The sequence below is a fragment of the Aquimarina sp. EL_43 genome (assembly GCF_943422735.1).
In the GTDB taxonomy this organism is placed as follows: domain Bacteria; phylum Bacteroidota; class Bacteroidia; order Flavobacteriales; family Flavobacteriaceae; genus Aquimarina; species Aquimarina megaterium.
The window spans coordinates 4,056,356-4,078,172 of the sequence record NZ_CALSBR010000001.1 but is presented as its reverse complement, the minus strand read 5'-3'; the positions used below and the strand labels follow the sequence as shown (position 1 = coordinate 4,078,172).

Below are 21,817 nucleotides of genomic sequence, written 5' to 3'. Positions count from 1 at the left end.
AATGAATATCGTAAATAACATAGAAAATTCAGTTTATAGAATTAATACTTCCAATGGTTCCGGAACAGGCTTTTATAGCCTACAAGATAATATTATTGTAACCAATTATCACGTAGTATCTGGCTGCTTAACGGTAAGTATAGAAGGGCAAGATAAGAATAGATATTTGGCAAGGGTTGTGTATATAAATCAAGGAAAAGACATTGCCTTTTTACAAGCAGAAAATTTACCAAAACCTGCCGAGACCATACTTACAGACCACGATAGTGAAACTACCTCTAGAGATAAAGTGCTGGTGTTGGGGTATCCGTATGGCATGCCCTTTACGGTTACAGAAGGTATTGTGTCTAATCCCAGGCAGATCATAGGAGGTAGTAATTTTATACAAACGGATGCCGCTATCAATCCAGGAAATAGTGGTGGTCCCGTAATTAATGAAAAAGGTGAATTAGTAGGTATCGCAACATCCAAATTTTCGGATGCAGATAATATGGGCTTTGCAATCCCAATAGAAACGCTGCGCGAAGAGCTGGAAATTGTTAATGAATTATCTGGTGAGTACACTATAGGTTGTCCTAGTTGCAATAGTCTAATTGAAGAAAAAACGGATTATTGCCCTAATTGCGGAAACGACATTGATGAAAAATTATTTGAAGAAAATCCGCTTTCAGATTTTAGTTTAAAAGTAGAAGAAGCCATTACTAAATTAGATTTAGATCCGGTTTTGGCAAGATCTGGTAGAGAACGTTGGTATTTTCATCAAGGTAGTGCAGAAATACGAATGTTTGTATATGATAACAATTACTTATTTGCCACCTCTCCACTAAACGATTTACCACGTAAAAATTTAGCTGAAGTATATAAATATATTTTAACCGCCGATATAGGGAAGCATAGATTATCTATTTCTAATAATCAAATATTTCTCTCCTATCGCATACATATAAGTGATTTGTATTCAGTCAACAAAGAAGAATTTCTTGAAGACATCGCACAATTGGCTTTAAAGGCAGATGATTTAGACGATATGTTCGTAAATGACTTTGGTGCAAAAATGACACATTATAGTAAATAATTTCATAACCCTAAAACTAAAAATCAATGTGGTTTATATTTCCAACAATTATACTATTGATAGGTTCACTGGGGCTTTATCTTAATATAAAAGCCTATAAAAAAGGAGAAACTATTAGTTTCAAAAAACTCATAGTTACTGTAATGCTAATTTTCTTAGGCGGTGGTATTTTTCTACAGAAAATAGGAATAGTCAACAATGAACAATTAAAACAACTATCACTTGCTTTTGATAGTGAGGCTAGAGAAGAAATACAAAAGGAAAGAAAAAGAAAGGAAAAAGAAGCAGAAAAAAAGAGAAAAGAAATGTTTAAAAGAATAGATGAAGATGCTAAGAAATTAAATAAAAATTAAAACTTATGAAAATTAACAAAACCCTACAATACATAGGAGGATTTATTGCAGTGGCATTATTTTTTCTGTTTCAAAACGGAGGAGATTTGTTTCAAGGATCAGGGGAAAAGGGAGAAATTATAACTATTGAAACCTATAAAGAGTTAAGAAAGCAGATTTCAAGTGACGGTAAACGTATTGCATTTATAGGTAGAGCATCTGTTTCAAATGCTGATATTACCAGAAGAATTGGGGCTCCCCTCAACTTAATGTTTCTTACTCCTAACGGTACTTATATAGAGCACCTCCCCTTTCCTTTCGGAAAAGAAGATAAAAACTCTTGTTATTTACCAAATTCTTTTACTCCAGAAGATTTAGTCCTATATGACAATGAAGGTAAGCTACATAAATATGATGAAAATGTTATGATATCATTCACATTAGAGCGCATAACAAATGCCATACCTGAAAAAGATCCTAAGACCAATGAGTATGCCTGGAGGTATAATCAGTTAAGAATTGATCCAGTAGAATAACAAGATTGAAAAATGAAGTTTCCTTCTACCATCATTCTATTATTTGTGACCATATCATCTGGTAAAACGCAAAGAAACCTCAAATAGAAAGAGTATAACCATTAAAAAACAAAAATTATGGGAATAGCGATAATAGTAGCAATAGCAGTTGTATTACTAATTCTTATAGTGGGAGTTATAATTAACAACCAAATAATTGCTAAAAAAAACCAAGTGGCACAAGCCTATGGTAGTATAGAAATTTACCTTAAAAAACGGTTCGATTTAATTCCGAACCTGGTGGCAACCCTCAATAAATACCTAGCACATGAAAAAGAGATCCTTCTAAAAGTTACAGAACTTCGGGGTCAAATAGAAAAGGCAATCGAGCCTAAAGCTAAGATCGAAGCCTCTAATGAATTAACAAAAGTTATGAGTGGTTTGAACATTAATGTAGAGAACTACCCAGATTTAAAAGCCGACACACAATTTATAAACCTTCAGTTTGAACTGTCGGATATAGAAGACCAGATTTCTGCAGCCCGTAGAGCATTTAATGCTGCGGTAACAAGTTATAATAACAAGATACAAATGTTTCCGGCAAGCATTATAGCAGGTATTAGAAAAGATAAAGCAGAAACGCTGCTAGAAATCCCAAAAGCAGAACAAAAAGAAGTAAATATCAACCAATTACTAAACAATTAAAATCGAATATAAATATGCAAATGTTACAAAATTTACCATGGTACGGCTATGTAATACTGGCAATAGGAATTATTTCTTATGCTTATAAATATTTTAAAACAGCCAAAGAAGGTCATGATGAAGCCGATTTAAAAAAAGTTAAATTTAAAACATCAGAAGGCAGCACTCTAACCAGAGAACAACAGTTTGCCATTGCACTATACACACCCATAGCAGAATGGTGGGGTGCAGATACAAGTGCTCTAACATTTCTTAACCAAAAATCTGCAAATCGATACTTAAAAAGATGGCATATAGATACTAAAGAAGGTTATTGGGACTTAACGGAGTATTTTATGAAAGATGGCAGACGCTGGTACTATAACTTCATTTATAATATGATGAACACTCTACCTGAAGAAGACTGGGAGAAAGTAATGAAGGATTATTTTGGTGATAATGAAAGAGCCTTCAATTATCTAAAAGTGTTAACATCTAATAAAGCACTAAACGAACTCAAACAAAACGGACTTCTTACCTTTGATGATGAAATGGATTTGGGTATTGCCGGGTATGACGCAGCAATCCTGGTAGGACATGCCAGAAAAGCCTATACCACAGGCGTAATTACAGAAGAAGAAGCTTTTAAAGTTATCAAATTTGCAAGAGAACTTGCAATACATCATTTCTCTTCTTGGGAAGAATTTGGGAAAAGTTTTATTCTCGGTTTTGCTTTTGATCAACAACACCGTGAGCGTTCTTATAGAGAAGAAATATACCATCTCTACAAACAAGTATTAGAAAACCCTGTGAGTCCCTGGAATACTATTAATTGGCCCAATAGTTAAACTATGGAACATTTAATACAAAAGGTATATGCCGAGGTAAGTAATGAGCTTTCTATTATTTACCAAAAAAGAAAACGTGTCTTGTTCTTTCAAAAAATAATGTGGCTTATCACAGGGGTATATTTTGTTTTAATACTATTGAATATAGCAGTCAATTATTTTCCAAATTCAAAAAATAGTTTTTTAAACTTTTTCGAACAGTTTAAGGCCACACCTAATAATCCGTATGTAAATATATATCCCATTATAGGATTGGTAATTTTATTATACCCCACCACATATGGATTTGCAAGGGCATTTCAAAAATTCAAAATAAAGGAAATGCAAACCATAGCCAAAATGGTAAAAATGTTATTTCCAAAGGTAAGTTTTGCCCAAAACACAGCTGTTCCCGCCAACGAAATAGCCAAAAGCAAACTCTTTTCCTGGATAAAAGTAAACTCGTTGATGTATAGTTATGGACAACTACGAAGTTCAACAAACGATAATGTCATCAACATTGCCGATATAGGTATTGTCGAAGAAAATATTTCGAACAAAACCAAGGGTACTTTAATGCATATTCCAATATTAAATATAGTTCTAATAATATACCAGTACGCACTCAAGAATATATTCTCTAACAAATCGGCAGATAATGTCTATTATACGTTTAGAGGAATGTTTTGCTGGTTAAAGTTGAAGAAATCTCTTAATGGACATACGGTAATTTTAACAAATAATCAACGTTCTAAATTAGATCGGTTTTTTAGTACCCATTTTAAGGAAGAACAAAAAATACACTTGGAAGACCCCAGGTTTACCGATCAGTTTATAGTGTATGGGACCGATCAGATCGAAGCACGTTATGTATTATCTACAGCACTTATGGAACGAATAGTTGCTTTAAAAGAAAAATTTAACCAGCCTATACTCTTATCTTTCCAAAATCAACAAATGTACCTGGCTATAAAAAACGAAAACGGTTTGTTTTCTTTTCCATCCGGAAAATTAGCCAGTATAAAGATTATAGAAGAATTAGCTAATGATATAGAAACGGCTTTACAAATAAGTACTGAATTAAAATTAAACTACAAGCTTTAAAGATACCATCGGGATGGGAAACAAAAAACCTTTCCTATTAAAGCTATAAAACTCAACCTGGTTTTTACGGATTTTTTTTAAGTATCACGTTTTTTGGTTCTAAAATCCTGGAAATAAATTTCCTGTTTCTTAAGCCTTAACTAGTCTCTATATTTACTATTGGTGAATAACCTATTATGAAAATGAAACCATTTCGAGAAATAAACCAAAGTGAAGTTGCCAAAAAGAAGTTGAGATCTCTTGCAAAATCATCAAACTTCAATGTTGAGTTGGTGACATTACTGCAAATTATTCTTGGGATTACTATCCTATAGATGGAGAACCAATGGGTTGGGTTCGAGAAGAACAAATGGATACAAAACAACTTTTGAAAGATAGAGAACTGATATTTGATTATCTGGGACTCAAAAATGTTGAGCCTATTTCATAACCCAAACGAAGATGAAGGTTTAAGATATAATGCTAGTGTAATCATTGATAATAATACAGATAAAAATACCTTAATGATATTTTATAAGAGCTTTATAGATAATGCTGACCCACATTTTGCAGAGAAATCAAAACAACGGGTTAAAGAGATTACAGAAAGAGTAAAATAAACGAACAAGAATAAACATATACTAAAAAGAGAAATTCTTTAAAAACCATCCTATTCTTATTAGCAAAACTACTTTAAAACAAGAATAGCATAAAACTGTATTAAAAAACTACACCTTTTTCTTTATCAAAACTCTTTTGCTAAGAATAAGCATACTTTAAGAGAAACCTGATTTCATTGTAAAAATCAAAAAAAACAGTTAATTCATCGGATAAAACATCAATTTTACAAGCATATAGCAATATGACTATACTCAGAATGTGATTACATTTAACATTCTTTTTAACCAGCATCACTCAAACTTAAAGAATAGTGTATAAAATACGAAAACACAAACAATTATACACCTTACTGAGGTATGGTAAAGTGTTTTAAAAAATTAAAACTTCCCCCTGGATTTTTACTAAAACAGAATTGTAATAACGTAAACTAAAATATAATGAAATTTACTTTTCAAAGTGGCCTCATAGTAATGATATTACCTATAACTATGTTATTTATTTTTAAGAATAACACGGCACCAAATAAAATACCTTACCTTGATTTATCTATAGTAAACCCTATTTTTGATTATAGTCAAATACATCATAAAAATATAACTAATTTTTCTAAACCTGCTCTCTGGGATGATGATTCAGAAATAGTAAGCAACACCCTACTTTCTACTGAATCTTATGTTACTACCTGCGGTGAATTTCCTGTTACCATAGAAGGAGGATTTCCAGGAGCTATTACTTATACATGGGCTAGAGCAGATATTGGTACAACTAATTTTATAGATATTCCAGATCTTCAAAATATATTTCCTCTTTTAGATGCTAATTCAGAAGGAATTTATCAATTAAGAGGGTACGATAATACAGGTACAGAAGTTTCGGGATCTCCTTATGACTTAGCAGTGTATGATGTTTCTAATGCTATTATCTCTGTCGGATATGATATTGAGGAAGAATCTTTTTCGGGTAGATACACTATTACTTCAGAAATAGTTGCTTCTACAACTATTGAAACTATAGGATTTGATACTATTGAATATAGGCTAAACAGGGTTTTAAATAATCAAATAATAGAAGAATATAAACCATTTCAATCTTCGCCAGTTTTTTCAGATATTCCTCCTGGCGATTATTACATTACAGCCAGATATACAGATTGTCCAGATAGTGAAATTATATCTAATCTTATTATGATTTTAGGATATCCTAAATATTTCACACCAAATGGAGATGGCTTTCATGATACCTGGAGTCTTATTAATATCGAGAATCAACCCTCTGCTTTAATCTATATATTTGACAGATATGGTAAATTATTAATTCAATTAAGAGCTGGTGGCCCTGGTTGGGATGGTACTTATAATGGAAAAAACATGCCTTCTTCTGATTACTGGTTTAAAGTAGAGTTTAATGAACCCAGAGATCCAAATATGCGTAATAGAGTCTTTGCTGGTAACTTTTCATTAGTACGATAATATTTTTATAAAAAATTAAACTAAACTGCGTAATAACGTACAGAGTGTATTTGCCTTCTAAACTAATTCTCTGTAAAAATCAAAAAAAACACTTAATTCATTGGTTAAAGCACATTTATTCTACCCATTTGGCAATATATATATAATTAGGTTGTAACTAAATTTGTGATCCTTTTATTAACCAATAATAAACTTAGACACTAAATATATATAAGAAAAGCACAAAGCCAATAGATACTTTACATATATATAATTAAGATATTTTAAAAAACTAAAGTTTCCCCCTGGATTTTTATAAAACAGAATTGTATTAATGTAAACTAAAATTATAAATGAAATTTATTTTTCGATGTGTCATTCTACTATTGACACTATACCCTGATACATCACTTGCTCAAAGTAATCCTAGTGCTATACCATTTGATTATTATGTTGTAAAAGATAAAATGCAATATTTTGATTTATCTGCACTAAGTGATCTTTTTGATTACCACCAAATGAACGGTGGAAACGTAACGAGTTACGTTAGAGAAATACCTTGGCGTAATGGGCCTAATGGATCTCGTTCTAGTAGATCTGCTTTTTCTAGGTGGGTAATAGAATCACTCCCAACAAATGGAAAAATTTATCAAAATGGAATTGAAATAACCTCTCCAAGTAGCTTAAGAAAATCAACTGGTTTTATATATATTCCAAGCCCGGATTATGTAGGCGTTGATGAAATTAGTTATCATGCTGTAGAAACTACAGGCGGATCAAGCTCAAGTGCAAAAATTACATTTCATGTATATGAACCCGGTGCATATAAAATGCCTCTTGGATTTCCCAGGACCCAGTGGGGACTATTTATAGAACCTCCTGCTGATCCACCAGAATGGCCTAATGCCGAATCTCCTATTCATTGGTATATCGACTCAAATTGTAACCCTTGTAGTACAGGAAAGGGATATCCCGCCGCTCCCAGACGTAACCTACCTGGAAACAGAGCTAATATCCAGGCCGGAGCAAAAATAGTACTGGCAGGAACAATAAATAAATACCCAACTCGTAACAATGGTAGTACTCACATTATCAATCTAAATGGTACGGCAAGTAAACCTGTTTTTATAGTAGGAAAAGACAATGCACCTATACAACCAACTATTGTTAATACTCCCTCTAGGAGTACTGCCCGTCTAGAATTTAATGGTTCATATTTTGTAATTTCAGGAGTTCGGTTTGAAAATTTAAAAGTATCACATCATAAAGATACTCCCTCAAACAATATCGTTGTTCGACACTCTGAAGTGTTTGGCCTTAGAACAACAAATGGACAGGCGATACGTATGGATGGCGGAAGAGGTTTATCTCGTGATATTTCTTTGTTTGCTGTCTCAGTACATGATAATGGCTTTCGCGATGCTGCAGATGAAAATGATTTGCATGGTACAGGATTTGCAAAATGTGAGAATGGTATGATCCTCGACGCTTTGTTTTCTGGAAATGCCGGGGATTCCTATCAGGGCCTTCAGCATAACCGTAATGGTTTAATTCGTATAGGAAGAATGAAAGGCCATAGTGAAGGAGAAAACTGTGTTGATATAAAAGCACATAAAGGAACATGGGTGGTTGACTGTGATTGCTGGGATCAACGAGCATCAGCTGGTGGTAATGGTCAATTATTTTTTCAAAATGATGATGATGCTAGTGAACAAGATCCTAATGGTAAGATTATCTTTCTTAATAACAGAGGTTGGGATACTAGTGGTGATGCTATGCAATCTGCAATACAAGGAGGTAGTCATTATATCGTAGGGAATCGCTTATTTGGTTTACCAAGAGGAACAGGAGTCAATGTTGAAAATGGAGCAAGAGGCCGTACTCATATCTATTTTAATACCGTATCAGACGTAAGATTTGGGATGAGAATAATAAGACCTAATGGGAATTTTACACAAGTAGTGGGTAATGTAATTGACAAAGCTGACATCAATGTTAAAATGGCAAAAAACAATGTAAATCTTTTTGATTACAATTACTATACAGGAGATCCTAATACGCTAAGATTTCAATGTTGTGGTAATGGTACTCCTCAGGATCGTATCGGTATAGATGCCTGGAGAAGAACTTATGGGCATGACACTAATGGAGAGGCCGGGATAACTCCTGATTTTAATTTAGCCAGTGTAGAAGATTTCTCATTACAACCTACTTCAGAATTAATTGATATCCTCACTCAGGATCAGGTAGACAGATTTATGCCTGGTATCGATGAAATGTTATCTGCAATGGGAATAACTTTTCAAGATTGGAAAGGAGTAAATAGACCTTTTAATACAACATATGATATTGGTGCTGCAGAGTTTGGCACTCCTACTCCTCCCGATTCTTTTCCTATAGCCCAGAATGATCTTATTACTGTTGGTCCTGGTAGCGGATCTATCGATATCATGGTATTGTTAGATAATGGTAATGGGGAAGATAGTTTTGGAGGCGATGGTCCTAATACAGGTAGTATTGTTTTTGGTTCAACCGCCCCTACAGGAGGCGTAGCAGCTATTAACGACAATGGTACTCCTACAGACCCTACAGATGACTTTATTACGTATACCCCAAATCCTGGATTTGGTGGTATTGACACCTTTACATACATTATAACAGATGCAGATGGAGACATCGATGAAGGTACTGTTGTTATCACCGTAGATGATGATAAACCAGAAGCACAGGACGATGATATAACCATGACTCAAGATAGCCCTGCTACGGCTATTTATGTGTTAAATGATAATGGTAATGGCCCTGATGATTTTGGAAAAAACGGTCCAAGTCTCACTCCAATTACTTTGGGAGCGATACTCCCCGCTAATGGAACAGTAACTTTAAATGATAATGGTACCTTTACCGATCCTACCGATGATTATTTTGAATACACTCCAAATGCCGGATATAGTGGTCCTGATCGTTTTAATTATATAATTACAGATAAGGATGGAGATACTGATACTGGTACCGTAATTATAGATATTACCAGAATATTACATGGATTAGATGCTGTAGATGATTTTTTTACTGTAGATGAAGATACTGATAATATTTTTGATGTATTAGCCAACGATAGTTTTTTCTTAGGACCTCACCCTATTGGTGCTGTTTTAGTAATAACTGATCCAACTAATGGTAGTGCTTTCGTAAATCCTATAGACAATACTATCCACTATATACCTTCCCCTAATTATAATGGTATCGATAGTTTTACCTATCAAATTACAGATATCACAGGAATTACAGATATAGCAACCGTAACTATTACCGTTAATCCTGTGAATGATCTACCTGATGCCGTAGATGACAATGTTACTATAGACGAAGATAGTGGAACACATATCATAACTATATTAACCAATGATACTTTTGGAGGAGATGGAGCAGATACCGGACCTATTGAGTTTGGTGCTATAAGCCCGAGGAACGGTACCGCAGTCATTAATACTAATGGAACTCCAGATGATCCTACAGATGACACTATTGCTTATACTCCTTCTCCTGATTTTAATGGTACAGACAGGTTTAGTTATATTATTGCAGATTCCAGTGGTGATATTGATGAAGCAATAGTAACGATTATTGTTAATCCGGTTAACGACCATCCTGATGCAGTGGATGATAACGTTACCGTAGATGAAGACTCTATAACAAACCTTATCAATGTATTAACCAATGATAGTTTTGGAGGTGATGGAGCTGGCACTGTTCCAATTACTATTATAGCTGCACCTACAAATGGTACAGCTATTCTAAATGATAATGGCACCCCTACCAATCCTACAGATGATAGTATTATTTATACTCCTTCTCCCGATTTTAATGGTACAGATACATTTACCTATCAAATCACTGATGCTAATGGAGATACCGATATTGCAACAGTAACTATTACTGTTAATCCTGTCAATGATCTCCCTAATGCGGTAGATGATAGTATTTCTATAGATGAAAACAGTGAGCCCACTATAATAGATGTATTAATCAATGACAGCTTTGGAGGTGACGGAGCTGGTACTGTTCCAATTACTATTATAGCTGCACCTACAAATGGCACAGCTATTCTAAATGATAATAACACCCCCAACGATCCCACAGATGATCGTATTGTTTATACTCCTCTTCCAAACTTTGCGGGTACGGATAGTTTTACATATCAAATCACAGATATCAATGGAGATACTGATACTGCAAGAGTAATTATAAATATTATCCAAACGAATAGTAATCCTATAGCACAAAACGATGTTATAACTTTCGAAATGGATAGTGGCCCTCAAATGATTTATGTACTACATGATAATGGCTATGGTAAAGATAGTTTTGGAAATGTTGGTCCAGGTAATAAAGGAATTACCCTGGGAAATACACTTCCACTTAAAGGGATTGCAACTCTTAATACCAATAATACTGATACTCCGTTAGATGACTTTGTGATGTATACTTCATTTCCCGAGGCTTATGGTGATGACATTTTTGACTATACCATTACAAATGCTATGGGAGAGATTGATAAAGCGGTAGTCTATATAAATATTACTAAAGAAACTACTTCTTTTCCTGTTGCAGTGATCACACCAAACCCTACTTCAGATATAACCTATATAGATTTTAGGGTAGAACGATCCGGAAATTTTAGAGTTATTGATGCAAAAGGAGCTAAAATTTACAATTCTAAGACGTTTAAAAATCAACAACTATTAGAAATCGACCTTAGTACATTGGCCAACGGAGTCTACTATATCAAACTCCAGTTAGATTCGGGATCAGCACCTACTTTTAAAGTGGTCAAAGAATAATCATTTAGACATATAAAGCAAGAAAATAACCTTTTACAATGCTCTAAACACACTGCTGTAAGCACTTACTCTAAAACGTAAAAAACCCTCAATTATGAATATACAATTTTTAAAAACCTTATGTATTCCATTGCTCATTGGGATGATAAGTGTCTTTGCAATAAACGGCTCTGTTAATAAGCCGCTAGAAGCGAACAATCAAGATAATATCTGTGATACATACCCAAAAACCATAATCAAATCAAGTCGAAGCAGTATAAGAGCCGATAGAGAGCTACCTATAGGTATCCCCACACCTACTTTTGGATGGAATTTTGACTCTAATGTCTCCCCAACCATTTATGTAGACAATACAAATCCAAATTGTAGCAATAGTGATGGCTCTGCTGCTCGACCTTTGTGTGACTTATTTAAAGGAGGAAGAACAGCTACTTTTAATGCAGGAGATATAGTCGAAATTTCTGGAGGTCCCTATAACATCCCTAATAATGCGGTTATTAATCTTAACGGAACTGCCAACAACCCTGTAATCATAAAAGGAATAGGACAGATTTTGTATGATGGTAGAGGTAACCGAAGAGAGATTACCTGGCGAGGGCAATATGCTATCGTTGAAAACTTGAAATTTTTTCATAAATCCCGTCATGTCATACAAGCAGATTATATTGCGTTCAGAAATATCGAAGTATCCAATCCGGTAAATGCATTTATTGATTTTAACCCTGTGGTCTCTATCTTTGGGCATGATGTACTTATACAGGATAGTAAGGTATATAACAATATCCGAAACAATGATAGAGATTCTCATGCATTTCAAGCTAGTTCTGGATCACATCATGTATGGTTATTGTATAATGAAACCTACAATAATAATGGAGATTCGTTTCAAGCCTGCCATAAGTGTAATACCAATCCCCCACATCATATATACCTAGGAGGAAATGTAATGCATGATGATCGCGAAAATGCAGTCGATTGTAAGTCAGTTCATGACATTGTAATTTCGCAAAACGTATTTTATGGATATCAATCCTCTTCTACATCAAATGGTGATGCAGTGGTTATTGGCAGTACTGGTTTTAATGATGCCACCAATGAAGGGCCAAGAAGAGCATGGGTTCTCTTTAATGAATTTAGGGATAGTACTACTGGTCTTCGTTGCGAAGGGACGCAAGATGTATGGTTAATAGGCAATATTTTTAAGGATCTGGATGTGGGAGTACAAATTGATGCCAAAGAACATCGTATCATTTCTATAACCGGCAATACGTTTACAAGAATAGATAATGTAGGGATCAGAGCCTGGGGATGCCAACCAGATGATCTTGTTGTCACCAACAACCTGTTTAAAGATGTAGGTGGGCGACAGGTTGACCTTACTGGTTGCGGTCCTTCTATTTTGACTGTAAATAATAATTTTGTAGAAGGAAATTTCTCTATGCGTTTTGATGGCACCCGATATGACAGTGCCAATGAATTAAATCAAGATCCATTTGCTAAAGACAACCTAGAAGGTGATGCCAAACTTAATATAAATCTAATGCCTCTGGATGGTTCTCCTGTAATTGATACAGGAGCATCTCTGGTAAGTATTTATAATAGGTATAGAGCAGATTTTGGAGAAGATATCTCAAAAGATTTTACAGGCACTCCTCGGCCCAGTGGAACAGCAGAAGATATAGGTGCTTTCGAATTTAATGACGGTACGCCACCTAATGGATCTCCCATCGCACGAAATGACACCTCAACAGTAGATCAAGATAGTAGAGATAATATCATTGATGTATTAAGAAATGATGACTTTGGTTCTGATGGACCAAGTTCTGGAGCCATAACTTTGGTAAGCAATCCAAGTAATGGTACTGCAACTGTTGACACCAATGGTACTTCTAGCCCTACAGACGATACTATCAAATATACTCCCCGTACAGGATACAGTGGTACCGACTCTTTTTCCTATGAGATTACTGATAGTAACGGAGATAAAAATTCTGCCACAGTAACTATCATTATAGACGCAACTCCTGTAAATGATATGCCCATTGCACAAGATGATAATTTTACTATACAAAAAGATAGTAATGATAATATTCTTAATGTAATATCTAACGATAACTTTGGTGCTAATGGAGCGAAACCAGGAGCAATCGTTATTGTAAATCCTCCTGCCAATGGTACAGCTATTGTTGATACCAATGGCACTACCAATCCCGAAGACGATACCATAAAGTATACTCCCAATACAGGCTATATCGGTACAGACAACCTAATCTATGAAATCACAGATAAAGATGGTGATAAAGATCAGGCAAATGTAACCATAGAAGTGAGTGTAAACCCACAACCTAATATAGAAGTAAGTGATATAAAAATCAAAATACAAAACGCCACTTGTCCCAATGTTGCCAATGGTAGTTTTGAAATAACTATCGATCAAAGTGTTTCTTATAATTTTAACCTAACCGTCACCGGGAATTCGTTGGGTACACCAATTCGTAAAACAATAGATAGGAATACTCCTTTTTTGTTAGAAAAATTAGCAAAAAACACATATCAGGTGTGTTTAACCATTGATAGTTTTCCTGATTACAAACAATGCTATGAAATAGCTATTGTTGCTTATGAAGATCTTGTTGTAAAAGCACAAGGAATAAAAAACGAAGATAAAACAGCATCCTATCAGGTGGCAGGAAGTACATTTTATGAAGTAAAGGTAAACGAGGAATTATATTCTTTTGAGTTTGAAACCACAACGCCTGTTAGTATACAAATTCCTTTAAAAAGCGGTTCCAACAACATACAGATTGTTGGTAAATCAGATTGTCAGGGCGTTTTTAAAGATACTATTATTTTTAATCCTATTAAGGTCTATCCTACCCTTGTAACGAATCAAATGTATGTTGAAGGATTATCTCGTACCGAACCCGTAGCAATAAAAGTGTTTAATCTGGCAGGTGTATTGGCAAAAGAAATTAATCTCCTAACCAATAATGGAAAGGTAAAACTTAATTTTAACAATCTCCCTAATGGATTATACTTTATTTCTCTAAAAACAAATCATCAAACCTTTAATGTTAAAGCAATTAAAAAATAAGAAAATGAAATATCTAAATAATTTAGTCATAGTAGTAACTTTTTTGGCTTTGTGTTCTTGCTCAAATGATGATGATCCACCACCAGTAGAGCCCTCTGCAGTAGATTTACTATTTCCAGATAATAATCAAATTTGTCAAGAAGGTGAAATTATAAACTCTGATGTAATTACTATCCCTTTTGAGTGGTCTACAGGTGAAAAAGCTACTAGTTATGGGTTAGAAATTACTTCAATAACTTCTCCAGAAATGAGCAAACTGATTCCGACCACAGATACAAAAGCTACTGTTGAATTATCTCCGGGAACTCAATACAACTGGAAAGTAGTTTCTATCAATGGTTCTGAAACAGCAGTTAGTGAGACCTGGAATTTTTATACCCAGGGAGAAGCGATTACAAATCATGTTCCTTTTCCTGCAGAGATAACTGTACAGGACAATGGTAATAGTACTATTGATCTATTCTGGGGCGCTGTAGATGTAGACGGAGATATTTCATATTACAATATCTATCTATTAGACAAAAATCCTCCTACTTTATATAAAGAAAAAGTAACAGTAAACAGTATAAAAGCCATACCACTTATTTCTGGTAAACGTTACTATCTAGAAATAGATGTTATAGATAGTGCAGGTAATAAGGCAAAATCAAAAACTAGTTTTATTGTAAAATAATGTAGCTTTTGTCTTTGAGCAACTTGTAAAAAAATAAGGTTACCCCAACCCTACATTCTTCAAAAACTCTGATCAATAGATCAGGGTTTTTGCTTTATTATAACTCTTCTACTTCATTAATCTATTATTATAAATTCATGCAATAGTTTTTGATTTTTATACCAAAAGCTGGTTTAAATGTTTATGACATAAAAATCATTTAATTCAATGATTAATCATTGTTTTTTTCAGGACATTAAACTTAGACATTATTGAGTCCTATAACTATCTTGTGCCTGCAATAATTTTTTCACCCCACCTATTTTCAAATGGCTATAATGTAACAAACAATAGCCCAGAAAGTAAAACCCTGATAAAATACAATCGTCAAAACAGTTAACCCAGGATATACTGATACAAGTTCTTGTGAAGAATATGAATTTCGTTATTCGCAGAAAAGAGCTCTTTGAAGTATTTCTAAAAACAAACTGAGTAAATGATTCTATGATTTACCACTCGGCACCATAAGAAGTCTCTTCGAGATAAATATATAGATAAAACAAAGAAATCAATAGTAACAAATAGCTTCTAATATAAAACCAAAAAAGTACTAAGTATTACAAAAAAAATTAAATAGAATTAAAAATCAAATTATGAAAAAAATATTTTTAGCAACATTTATCTTGTCATTAGTTATATCCTGTGGATCAAAATCAAACACCAAATCCATAGAAGGAAAGTGGCTTTTGGTCGATGTCGGATACGAAATGGACGATGCTAATGAACAACTAAAAGGATTTGTTGAAAGCATAAAAAATGCAATTGTAGGAAAAATATCCTTCGAATTTAAAGAAGAAAATGTTTTTATAGCTTCTTTATCTGGGAAAAAGAAAACTGAAGGAACCTGGAGTATTTCTGAGGATGGAAAAACTATTACCACAACAGATGGTAGAAAAACTGAAGATATGACCATTATTAGTATAGATAGTAATAAACTGGTTGTATCTAAAAAAAGCCCACAAGGAGACGATACTATTTGGACTTTTAACAAGGAATAAAAAGTTATAGTTAGTTTAGAAGCTATAGTATTATTGAATGATTTCCGTCAAATATTGATATTGGCGGAAATTATTTTTTTATCTTTCTATCAAATCACTTTTAATCTTGTTTAATGAATTTTGAAGAATGAATTGTAATTAATCATGTTTCTTTTCTGTAGAAAAATGTAGACTTGTATTAAAACCATACCACATACTTCTGGTAAATGCCATTTAGAGACAGATATTATGGGATAATGCCAGTATAAAAACTAACATTATAATACTCCTTAGATGCTCAAACGATATATATACCAGTGCTTTTTTTATACTGTTATAGAATATTAATTCTAAAAAAACAGGTAACTCGTTTGGTTATGTTAGCTTTTTTATAGTAAACTATAAATTTATTGAGCTACTATACTTATCATTTTTGTACACAAACCGAAATCCATCGTTTATATTCAAAAAAAACACTCAAATCAACGATAAATCATCATTTTTTCAAGGCATTTCATTTAGTCAAACCTATACTATATAGCTACTTTAGCAAAGAATATACATCTGTTCGCTTCATGATGTATTCAAATTGTATATCCGTTTAGATACTTAACTATTATTCTTATAATCGTTAAGTGGAAAAGCTTTTTGAAAGTAAATTTTACAAATTAACAAGGGGTTAAAAATAGAGAACTTGCTTATCAGAAAGTTAAAACGGATATATAAATTTGATTTGGAATAATAAAGACGAAAACGAAAGGATTTATGTGCTGATTGTTTATAGAGCTAACCAGGGTTGTGTAGCTTTCTCAAAAACATGTATAAAACTATATTTCCCATATTATGACTCTACTATAATGTCATGAAAAACCGTATTACTTTTAAATAACAAATAAATATTTTAAAACGATAATAAATACACATCATCAAAACATATGTTAAATCAAACCCGTTGTATATCAAATTAATTATTTCGAACAGTATGGATGTTTTTTATCAAAAAATTGTTTGTGCTAAGTAGATATCAAGAACAGTGTTTCTAGTAAGTTCTTTATGATCTAAACTCGATAAGATTCATTAAACTAACGAATTTTAATTAAAGTACACAACGGGTTACATGTATATAATAAAAAGTTAGCTTTTGATAACTTCTTTTGTTTTGATCAATGAAAAATAGTATTTTCAATAATCAATTGTTTATGAGTAGTATGCAACCTACAGAACTTATTATAGCTTTGCAACATAAAAATCAAGCAGCTTTTAAAAGTATTTATGATATGTATTCTGAAAATGTCTTTGGTATTATTTATAATATATTAAGAGACGAAGTGTTATCTGAAGAAGTGCTACAGGATGTATTTATAAAAATATGGAATAATGCAAATTCTTACTCTGAGAAAAAAGGACGATTTTTTACCTGGATTCTTAATATAGCGCGTAATGCTGCTATTGATAAGACGCGATCTAAAAATTTTAAGAATGCTTCGCAAAACCTTACTGCTGATTATTTCGTAGATATACTAGAAGATAAAACTAATTTTACCAGTAAAATAGATAGTATTGGTATCAAAAAATATATAGCCGCATTAGAACCTCTTTGTATAAAAGTAATAGATCTGCTATTTTTTAAAGGATTTACACAAAAAGAAACTGCCGAACAACTTGATATCCCTTTGGGAACAGTGAAAACAAGAAATAGAATTTGTATCAATAAGCTAAAACAAGTATTAGAAGTATAATACTATATGGATATTAAAACATACATAGCATCAGGTATTTTAGAACTATATGTTTATGGTTCGCTCTCTGAAGAAGAGAATACCGAAGTATATAAAGTACTACAAAAATACCCTGAAGCAGTGAGAGAGGTAGATCGTATAGAAAAAGCTTTACAGCAGCTTTCTGGTGGAGCCGCTCCTACTTCTACGGCATCAACATATATTAAAATTAAAGATCAAATTGAATCTACTAACACCAACGATGTAATCCCAATTACTCGAAAACGTAACAACATACCTGCATATATTGGTTGGGCTGCCTCTGTAGCTTTATTAATTGGGTTATTTGTTCAGTTTAATAAGAATAGAACATTACAACAACAACTAGTAACCTTTCAAACAGAAAAAATACTTTTAGAAGGAAAAATAAATGTTACCGAAGAAGATCTTTCTAAAACTAAATCTTTATTAAGTATATTAAGAAATAAAGATATTATACAGGTTCCTTTACAGGCACAACAGATTGATCCTACTGCCTATGCAGCTGTATATTGGGATAAAGATAAACAAACCGCCTATATCGATGTAGCTGGTCTACCAACTCCCCCCCCAGGAAAAGTATATCAAGTATGGTCACTAAAACTTGATCCATTAACACCTACTAGTATGGGAACATTAGATGAATTTAATAAAGATGATACCAAAATTTTCATGCTAACAAATCCTAACAAATCCGAAGCCTTTGGGATAACTCTAGAACCCGAAGGAGGTAGTGAGTCTCCTACTATGGAGCAATTATACACATTAGGGACTGTAGCGTCGTAATTTTAAAACAGTAAAATCAATAAGTAAAAATTCTAATTCGATATTTTATTCATTATAGTACTACCTATAGCAATTATACATTCAAAACTAAGAAGCAACGTTATACTTTGGTTTTGTATATCCTAAAAATATACTTCAGAATATTAATACGGATTGTAACATACAGCTTAAAGAAAAAACTGTACTAAAATGATGACTCCAAACAAAAATTATACACATAACACGTCGAGAAAAAAAACAATAAAACCTAATGAACTGGCATTTATATATCTTATCCTTCATCTTCGGTATTGCTGGAGTTTTTCATCTAATTCGTCCTAAGGCATTCATGAGAATTATGCCTTTGTATATTCCGTATCATAAACTATTGGTTTATATAAGTGGTATTGCTGAAATTCTTGTGAGTTGCGGTTTATTATTTACAACAACCAGAACATTTTCTGCATGGAGTATAATTTTTATACTTATTTTGTTTTTCCCGGTTCATATACATATGCTTGTACATAAAAAAGCAAGTTTAAACTTACCAAAATTTGTTTTAGTTATTAGATTATTGCTTCAATTTGGTTTGATATACTGGGCATATCTTTATCTCTAGTTTTTGTTTATTTCAAATTAATATATCGAAAAGAGCAGTTCATACTTTCATAAAAATATCACAAACAACAACGATGTTTATTTCTCTACAATTAAAAATTGCTAATTATACTTAGATCAAACACTGAATAAATAGCAAAACCAAAATAAGAAAAGCCCGTTTGCGCCCCTGCAAACAAGCTTTTCTACACATCAAAAAACAAACAACAATTGTTACATTGAAGTAGTTATCTTCAAAAACTATACGTTATTCCCAGTTTTGCAAAAAAAGGTGTGCCTGGGGTAAAATGTATCTCTTCTACTGGCTCTGATTCATTAAACAATCTGGATTGGGTAGCAAATTGAGTTTCGTTCCACTCACGGTCAAATAGGTTTTCTATTGTTATTCCAATGTTAAAGCTATTCCATGTATAATTAACATTTGCATCTACAATAGTGTAGCCTTCAGCTACAATACTATTATCTTCATTTGCAGCTCGATCTCCCAAATATCGGTACCGAACCCCACCAGAAAAGTTGTGTATCTTATCAAAACTAATTCCGCCTGTGGCTGTATATTTAGGAGCTAATGGTATATAATGTTCTGCCTCAGGCGCATCCAAACTTCTCGACTTTGTATAGGTAAAATCTGTATCAAAATACAACCAATCCTTAATTTGATATCTAGCGCTTAGATCTAATCCTAGTCTTCTTGTTTTACCACTCGGTTCTACAACACCTTCATCTCCTACATACACAAATTCCTGATCTAATTTTAAGTACCAAAATGTTGTGTTCAGAAATAGTTTTGAAAACGGTTTCCAGTTTAGCCCGATATCCATCGAATACGCTTTGGGTAAGATTTTTTCACCTTGCTGTGCTACTACTACCCTGGTATCATTGCCATGAAAACCAATCCCTGATTTTAAGAAAACATTCAGGTTATCTGTAGGGTCATATGAAAATTGAAGTTTTGGAGTAAGAATACTTTTGGTATTAGATTGTGTCCTATAATCTAACAATAGTGCATCTTCATATATATATTTGAAATAATCCCAACGTAATGCGGGTGTTATTTTTAGTGTTCCGAAGTCAAAAACAGTTTCTAGAAAGCTATATGAATTGGTTTCATTTACATTTCCTAAACTTACGTTTTGCACTGTTTCGGTTCTATTACGCGTTCGGGACAATTCATTGTTTGAAATAGCATCATTACGCACTCCTATTCCTGCATTAATGTTAATATTAATATCATTCCAGGAGAAAAATGATTTTAATCTACTATTGAACCCAAAAATGTCGCGATCCTCTCTTTGTCTAATCTGGTCACCATTAATTGGGTCATTAAGAAAAAAAGTGAAATTAGAATACAGTTCAAAATCATAATGAGTATAATATGCATTGGTTTGAAGTGTCGTATTATCAGATATAAATTTGTCGTAATTTACCTTAAAATTTGTTCTCGATGTGGTACCTCCCTCGGTATCATCTATTGCGCCAAATCTACTAATTAAACCTTGCTCTACTGCCCTAACAGGAATCTGCCCTGATGCATCCCACCTACTGGTAAAATGAGATCCTAACACCGATAACTTATTAGTATCAGAAAGCTGTGTTGTATATTTTGTAGCTAGATTAATTCTATTAAAATTCTGTTCTGACTCAAAAGGACCATCACTTTCGAGATATTCTAATGCCAAAATCATATTTTCTTTGACCGAAGCTTCAAAAAGATTAAATAAACCAACCGTTCTAAAGGTATTGAAATCACCAGCCTCTATCTTGATTTGATTGTTCTTAAATCTTTCTTTAGTATAGAAAGAAACATACCCTGCAGTATTAAAATTACCTTGATCTGCATAATAAGAACCTTTTCCAAAATCAACTTTACCTATGGTTTCCGGAATTACAAAATGAAGATCTGCATACCCTTGCCCATGAGCATGAGAAACCATATTTACCGGCATCCCATCTACAGAAATGGCCACATCGGTACCATGATCTACATCAAACCCTCTAAGAAATATTTGTTCTGCTTTTCCTCCTCCGGCATGTTGCCCAATAAATAAACCAGGAACCCTGCGGAGTACTTCCTGAGAAGAATTAACAGGACTGGTCTTCATATCTAATTTAGTGATCAGCTGTAGTGGATTTACTTCCTGTTTTACTATTAATTCATCTAATTGAAATATCTTATCTTGTAATGTAATAGTTTGTTCTTTAGCAAAATCTTCTGCTCTAACCACTAATTGTTGGGTTTCGAAACCCAATAAACGAATAGTTAGTGTATCCCCAACAGAAACATTGTCCAAAACAAACCTTCCGTTTTCGAGGGTATGTGTATGATTTTCTGATGTTGTATTCAAAACATATGCTCCATCCAGAGGATTAGTAAAAGTGTCCTGAATTTTACCTTTTATAGTTTGGCTTTGTACATAACCAAAACTAAAAATCATTAGTATATAAATATAGTACTTCATGGGGTT

At 33.3% G+C, this 21,817-nt stretch carries 17 protein-coding genes; 16 read left to right on the top strand and 1 reads right to left on the bottom strand.

Going from position 1 to position 21,817, the window contains the following annotated elements; translation table 11 throughout:
* The first annotated feature begins 1 nt into the window (after position 1).
* From NNL09_RS17450 to NNL09_RS17380, 16 genes are all read left to right on the top strand, one after another.
* Entirely contained in the window at positions 2–1,075 is a 1,074-nt protein-coding gene (locus tag NNL09_RS17450; protein ID WP_196910434.1) for a trypsin-like peptidase domain-containing protein, read from the top strand.
* Positions 1,076–1,101: 26 nt separating this feature from the next.
* A complete protein-coding gene (locus NNL09_RS17445) occupies positions 1,102–1,428 on the top strand; it encodes a hypothetical protein (RefSeq protein WP_196910435.1) in 327 nt (108 codons plus the stop codon).
* Between the two features lie 5 nt (positions 1,429–1,433).
* Positions 1,434–1,943, top strand: coding sequence for a hypothetical protein (locus NNL09_RS17440; RefSeq protein ID WP_196910436.1), 510 nt, complete (start codon positions 1,434–1,436; stop codon positions 1,941–1,943).
* Positions 1,944–2,060: 117 nt separating this feature from the next.
* Positions 2,061–2,627 (top strand): LemA family protein, encoded by a 567-nt coding sequence (locus tag NNL09_RS17435; RefSeq protein WP_196910437.1) that lies wholly within the window; start codon positions 2,061–2,063, stop codon positions 2,625–2,627.
* Positions 2,628–2,647: 20 nt separating this feature from the next.
* The gene (locus tag NNL09_RS17430) at positions 2,648–3,454 is read left to right on the top strand and encodes a DUF1266 domain-containing protein (protein WP_196910438.1); all 807 of its coding nucleotides are present in this window, start codon (positions 2,648–2,650) and stop codon (positions 3,452–3,454) included.
* A 3-nt stretch (positions 3,455–3,457) separates the two neighbouring features.
* Positions 3,458–4,537 carry a DUF3137 domain-containing protein gene (locus tag NNL09_RS17425; RefSeq protein ID WP_196910439.1) on the top strand — a complete coding sequence of 360 codons (1,080 nt, stop codon included), beginning with the start codon at positions 3,458–3,460 and terminating at the stop codon, positions 4,535–4,537.
* Positions 4,538–4,719: 182 nt separating this feature from the next.
* A complete protein-coding gene (locus NNL09_RS26210; protein WP_255518911.1) occupies positions 4,720–4,851 on the top strand; it encodes a hypothetical protein in 132 nt (43 codons plus the stop codon).
* A 96-nt stretch (positions 4,852–4,947) separates the two neighbouring features.
* Positions 4,948–5,136: a hypothetical protein gene (locus NNL09_RS17420; RefSeq protein WP_025667780.1), complete on the top strand. Its 189-nt coding sequence runs from the start codon at positions 4,948–4,950 to the stop codon at positions 5,134–5,136.
* Positions 5,137–5,574: 438 nt separating this feature from the next.
* Positions 5,575–6,606 carry a T9SS type B sorting domain-containing protein gene (locus NNL09_RS17415; protein ID WP_196910440.1) on the top strand — a complete coding sequence of 344 codons (1,032 nt, stop codon included), beginning with the start codon at positions 5,575–5,577 and terminating at the stop codon, positions 6,604–6,606.
* A gap of 332 nt (positions 6,607–6,938) precedes the next feature.
* Positions 6,939–11,429, top strand: coding sequence for an Ig-like domain-containing protein (locus NNL09_RS17410; RefSeq protein ID WP_196910441.1), 4,491 nt, complete (start codon positions 6,939–6,941; stop codon positions 11,427–11,429).
* Positions 11,430–11,523: 94 nt separating this feature from the next.
* Positions 11,524–14,523 (top strand): Ig-like domain-containing protein, encoded by a 3,000-nt coding sequence (locus NNL09_RS17405; RefSeq protein ID WP_196910442.1) that lies wholly within the window; start codon positions 11,524–11,526, stop codon positions 14,521–14,523.
* Between the two features lie 4 nt (positions 14,524–14,527).
* On the top strand, positions 14,528–15,196 hold the full coding sequence (locus NNL09_RS17400) for a hypothetical protein (protein ID WP_196910443.1): 669 nt from the start codon (positions 14,528–14,530) through the stop codon (positions 15,194–15,196).
* A 632-nt stretch (positions 15,197–15,828) separates the two neighbouring features.
* Complete coding sequence (locus NNL09_RS17395) at positions 15,829–16,233, top strand: lipocalin family protein (protein WP_196910444.1); 405 nt, start codon at positions 15,829–15,831, stop codon at positions 16,231–16,233.
* A 1,187-nt stretch (positions 16,234–17,420) separates the two neighbouring features.
* Positions 17,421–17,951, top strand: a complete 531-nt coding sequence (locus tag NNL09_RS17390) for an RNA polymerase sigma factor (protein ID WP_196910555.1) — start codon at positions 17,421–17,423, stop codon at positions 17,949–17,951.
* A 6-nt stretch (positions 17,952–17,957) separates the two neighbouring features.
* Positions 17,958–18,755, top strand: coding sequence for an anti-sigma factor domain-containing protein (locus NNL09_RS17385; RefSeq protein WP_196910445.1), 798 nt, complete (start codon positions 17,958–17,960; stop codon positions 18,753–18,755).
* 250 nt (positions 18,756–19,005) lie between these two features.
* On the top strand, positions 19,006–19,353 hold the full coding sequence (locus NNL09_RS17380; protein WP_196910446.1) for a MauE/DoxX family redox-associated membrane protein: 348 nt from the start codon (positions 19,006–19,008) through the stop codon (positions 19,351–19,353).
* Between the two features lie 232 nt (positions 19,354–19,585).
* Here the strand turns inward: NNL09_RS17380 and NNL09_RS17375 are convergent, their stop codons facing one another.
* Positions 19,586–21,811 (bottom strand): TonB-dependent receptor domain-containing protein, encoded by a 2,226-nt coding sequence (locus tag NNL09_RS17375; protein ID WP_196910447.1) that lies wholly within the window; start codon positions 21,809–21,811, stop codon positions 19,586–19,588.
* Positions 21,812–21,817: the final 6 nt, after the last annotated feature.

Coding starts and splice junctions, on each gene's coding strand:
- NNL09_RS17450 (WP_196910434.1), top strand. CDS start 2: ATGAATATCGTAAATAACATAGAAAATTCAGTTTATAGAATTAATACT.
- NNL09_RS17445 (WP_196910435.1), top strand. CDS start 1,102: ATGTGGTTTATATTTCCAACAATTATACTATTGATAGGTTCACTGGGG.
- NNL09_RS17440 (WP_196910436.1), top strand. CDS start 1,434: ATGAAAATTAACAAAACCCTACAATACATAGGAGGATTTATTGCAGTG.
- NNL09_RS17435 (WP_196910437.1), top strand. CDS start 2,061: ATGGGAATAGCGATAATAGTAGCAATAGCAGTTGTATTACTAATTCTT.
- NNL09_RS17430 (WP_196910438.1), top strand. CDS start 2,648: ATGTTACAAAATTTACCATGGTACGGCTATGTAATACTGGCAATAGGA.
- NNL09_RS17425 (WP_196910439.1), top strand. CDS start 3,458: ATGGAACATTTAATACAAAAGGTATATGCCGAGGTAAGTAATGAGCTT.
- NNL09_RS26210 (WP_255518911.1), top strand. CDS start 4,720: ATGAAACCATTTCGAGAAATAAACCAAAGTGAAGTTGCCAAAAAGAAG.
- NNL09_RS17420 (WP_025667780.1), top strand. CDS start 4,948: ATGTTGAGCCTATTTCATAACCCAAACGAAGATGAAGGTTTAAGATAT.
- NNL09_RS17415 (WP_196910440.1), top strand. CDS start 5,575: ATGAAATTTACTTTTCAAAGTGGCCTCATAGTAATGATATTACCTATA.
- NNL09_RS17410 (WP_196910441.1), top strand. CDS start 6,939: ATGAAATTTATTTTTCGATGTGTCATTCTACTATTGACACTATACCCT.
- NNL09_RS17405 (WP_196910442.1), top strand. CDS start 11,524: ATGAATATACAATTTTTAAAAACCTTATGTATTCCATTGCTCATTGGG.
- NNL09_RS17400 (WP_196910443.1), top strand. CDS start 14,528: ATGAAATATCTAAATAATTTAGTCATAGTAGTAACTTTTTTGGCTTTG.
- NNL09_RS17395 (WP_196910444.1), top strand. CDS start 15,829: ATGAAAAAAATATTTTTAGCAACATTTATCTTGTCATTAGTTATATCC.
- NNL09_RS17390 (WP_196910555.1), top strand. CDS start 17,421: ATGCAACCTACAGAACTTATTATAGCTTTGCAACATAAAAATCAAGCA.
- NNL09_RS17385 (WP_196910445.1), top strand. CDS start 17,958: ATGGATATTAAAACATACATAGCATCAGGTATTTTAGAACTATATGTT.
- NNL09_RS17380 (WP_196910446.1), top strand. CDS start 19,006: ATGAACTGGCATTTATATATCTTATCCTTCATCTTCGGTATTGCTGGA.
- NNL09_RS17375 (WP_196910447.1), bottom strand. CDS start 21,811: ATGAAGTACTATATTTATATACTAATGATTTTTAGTTTTGGTTATGTA.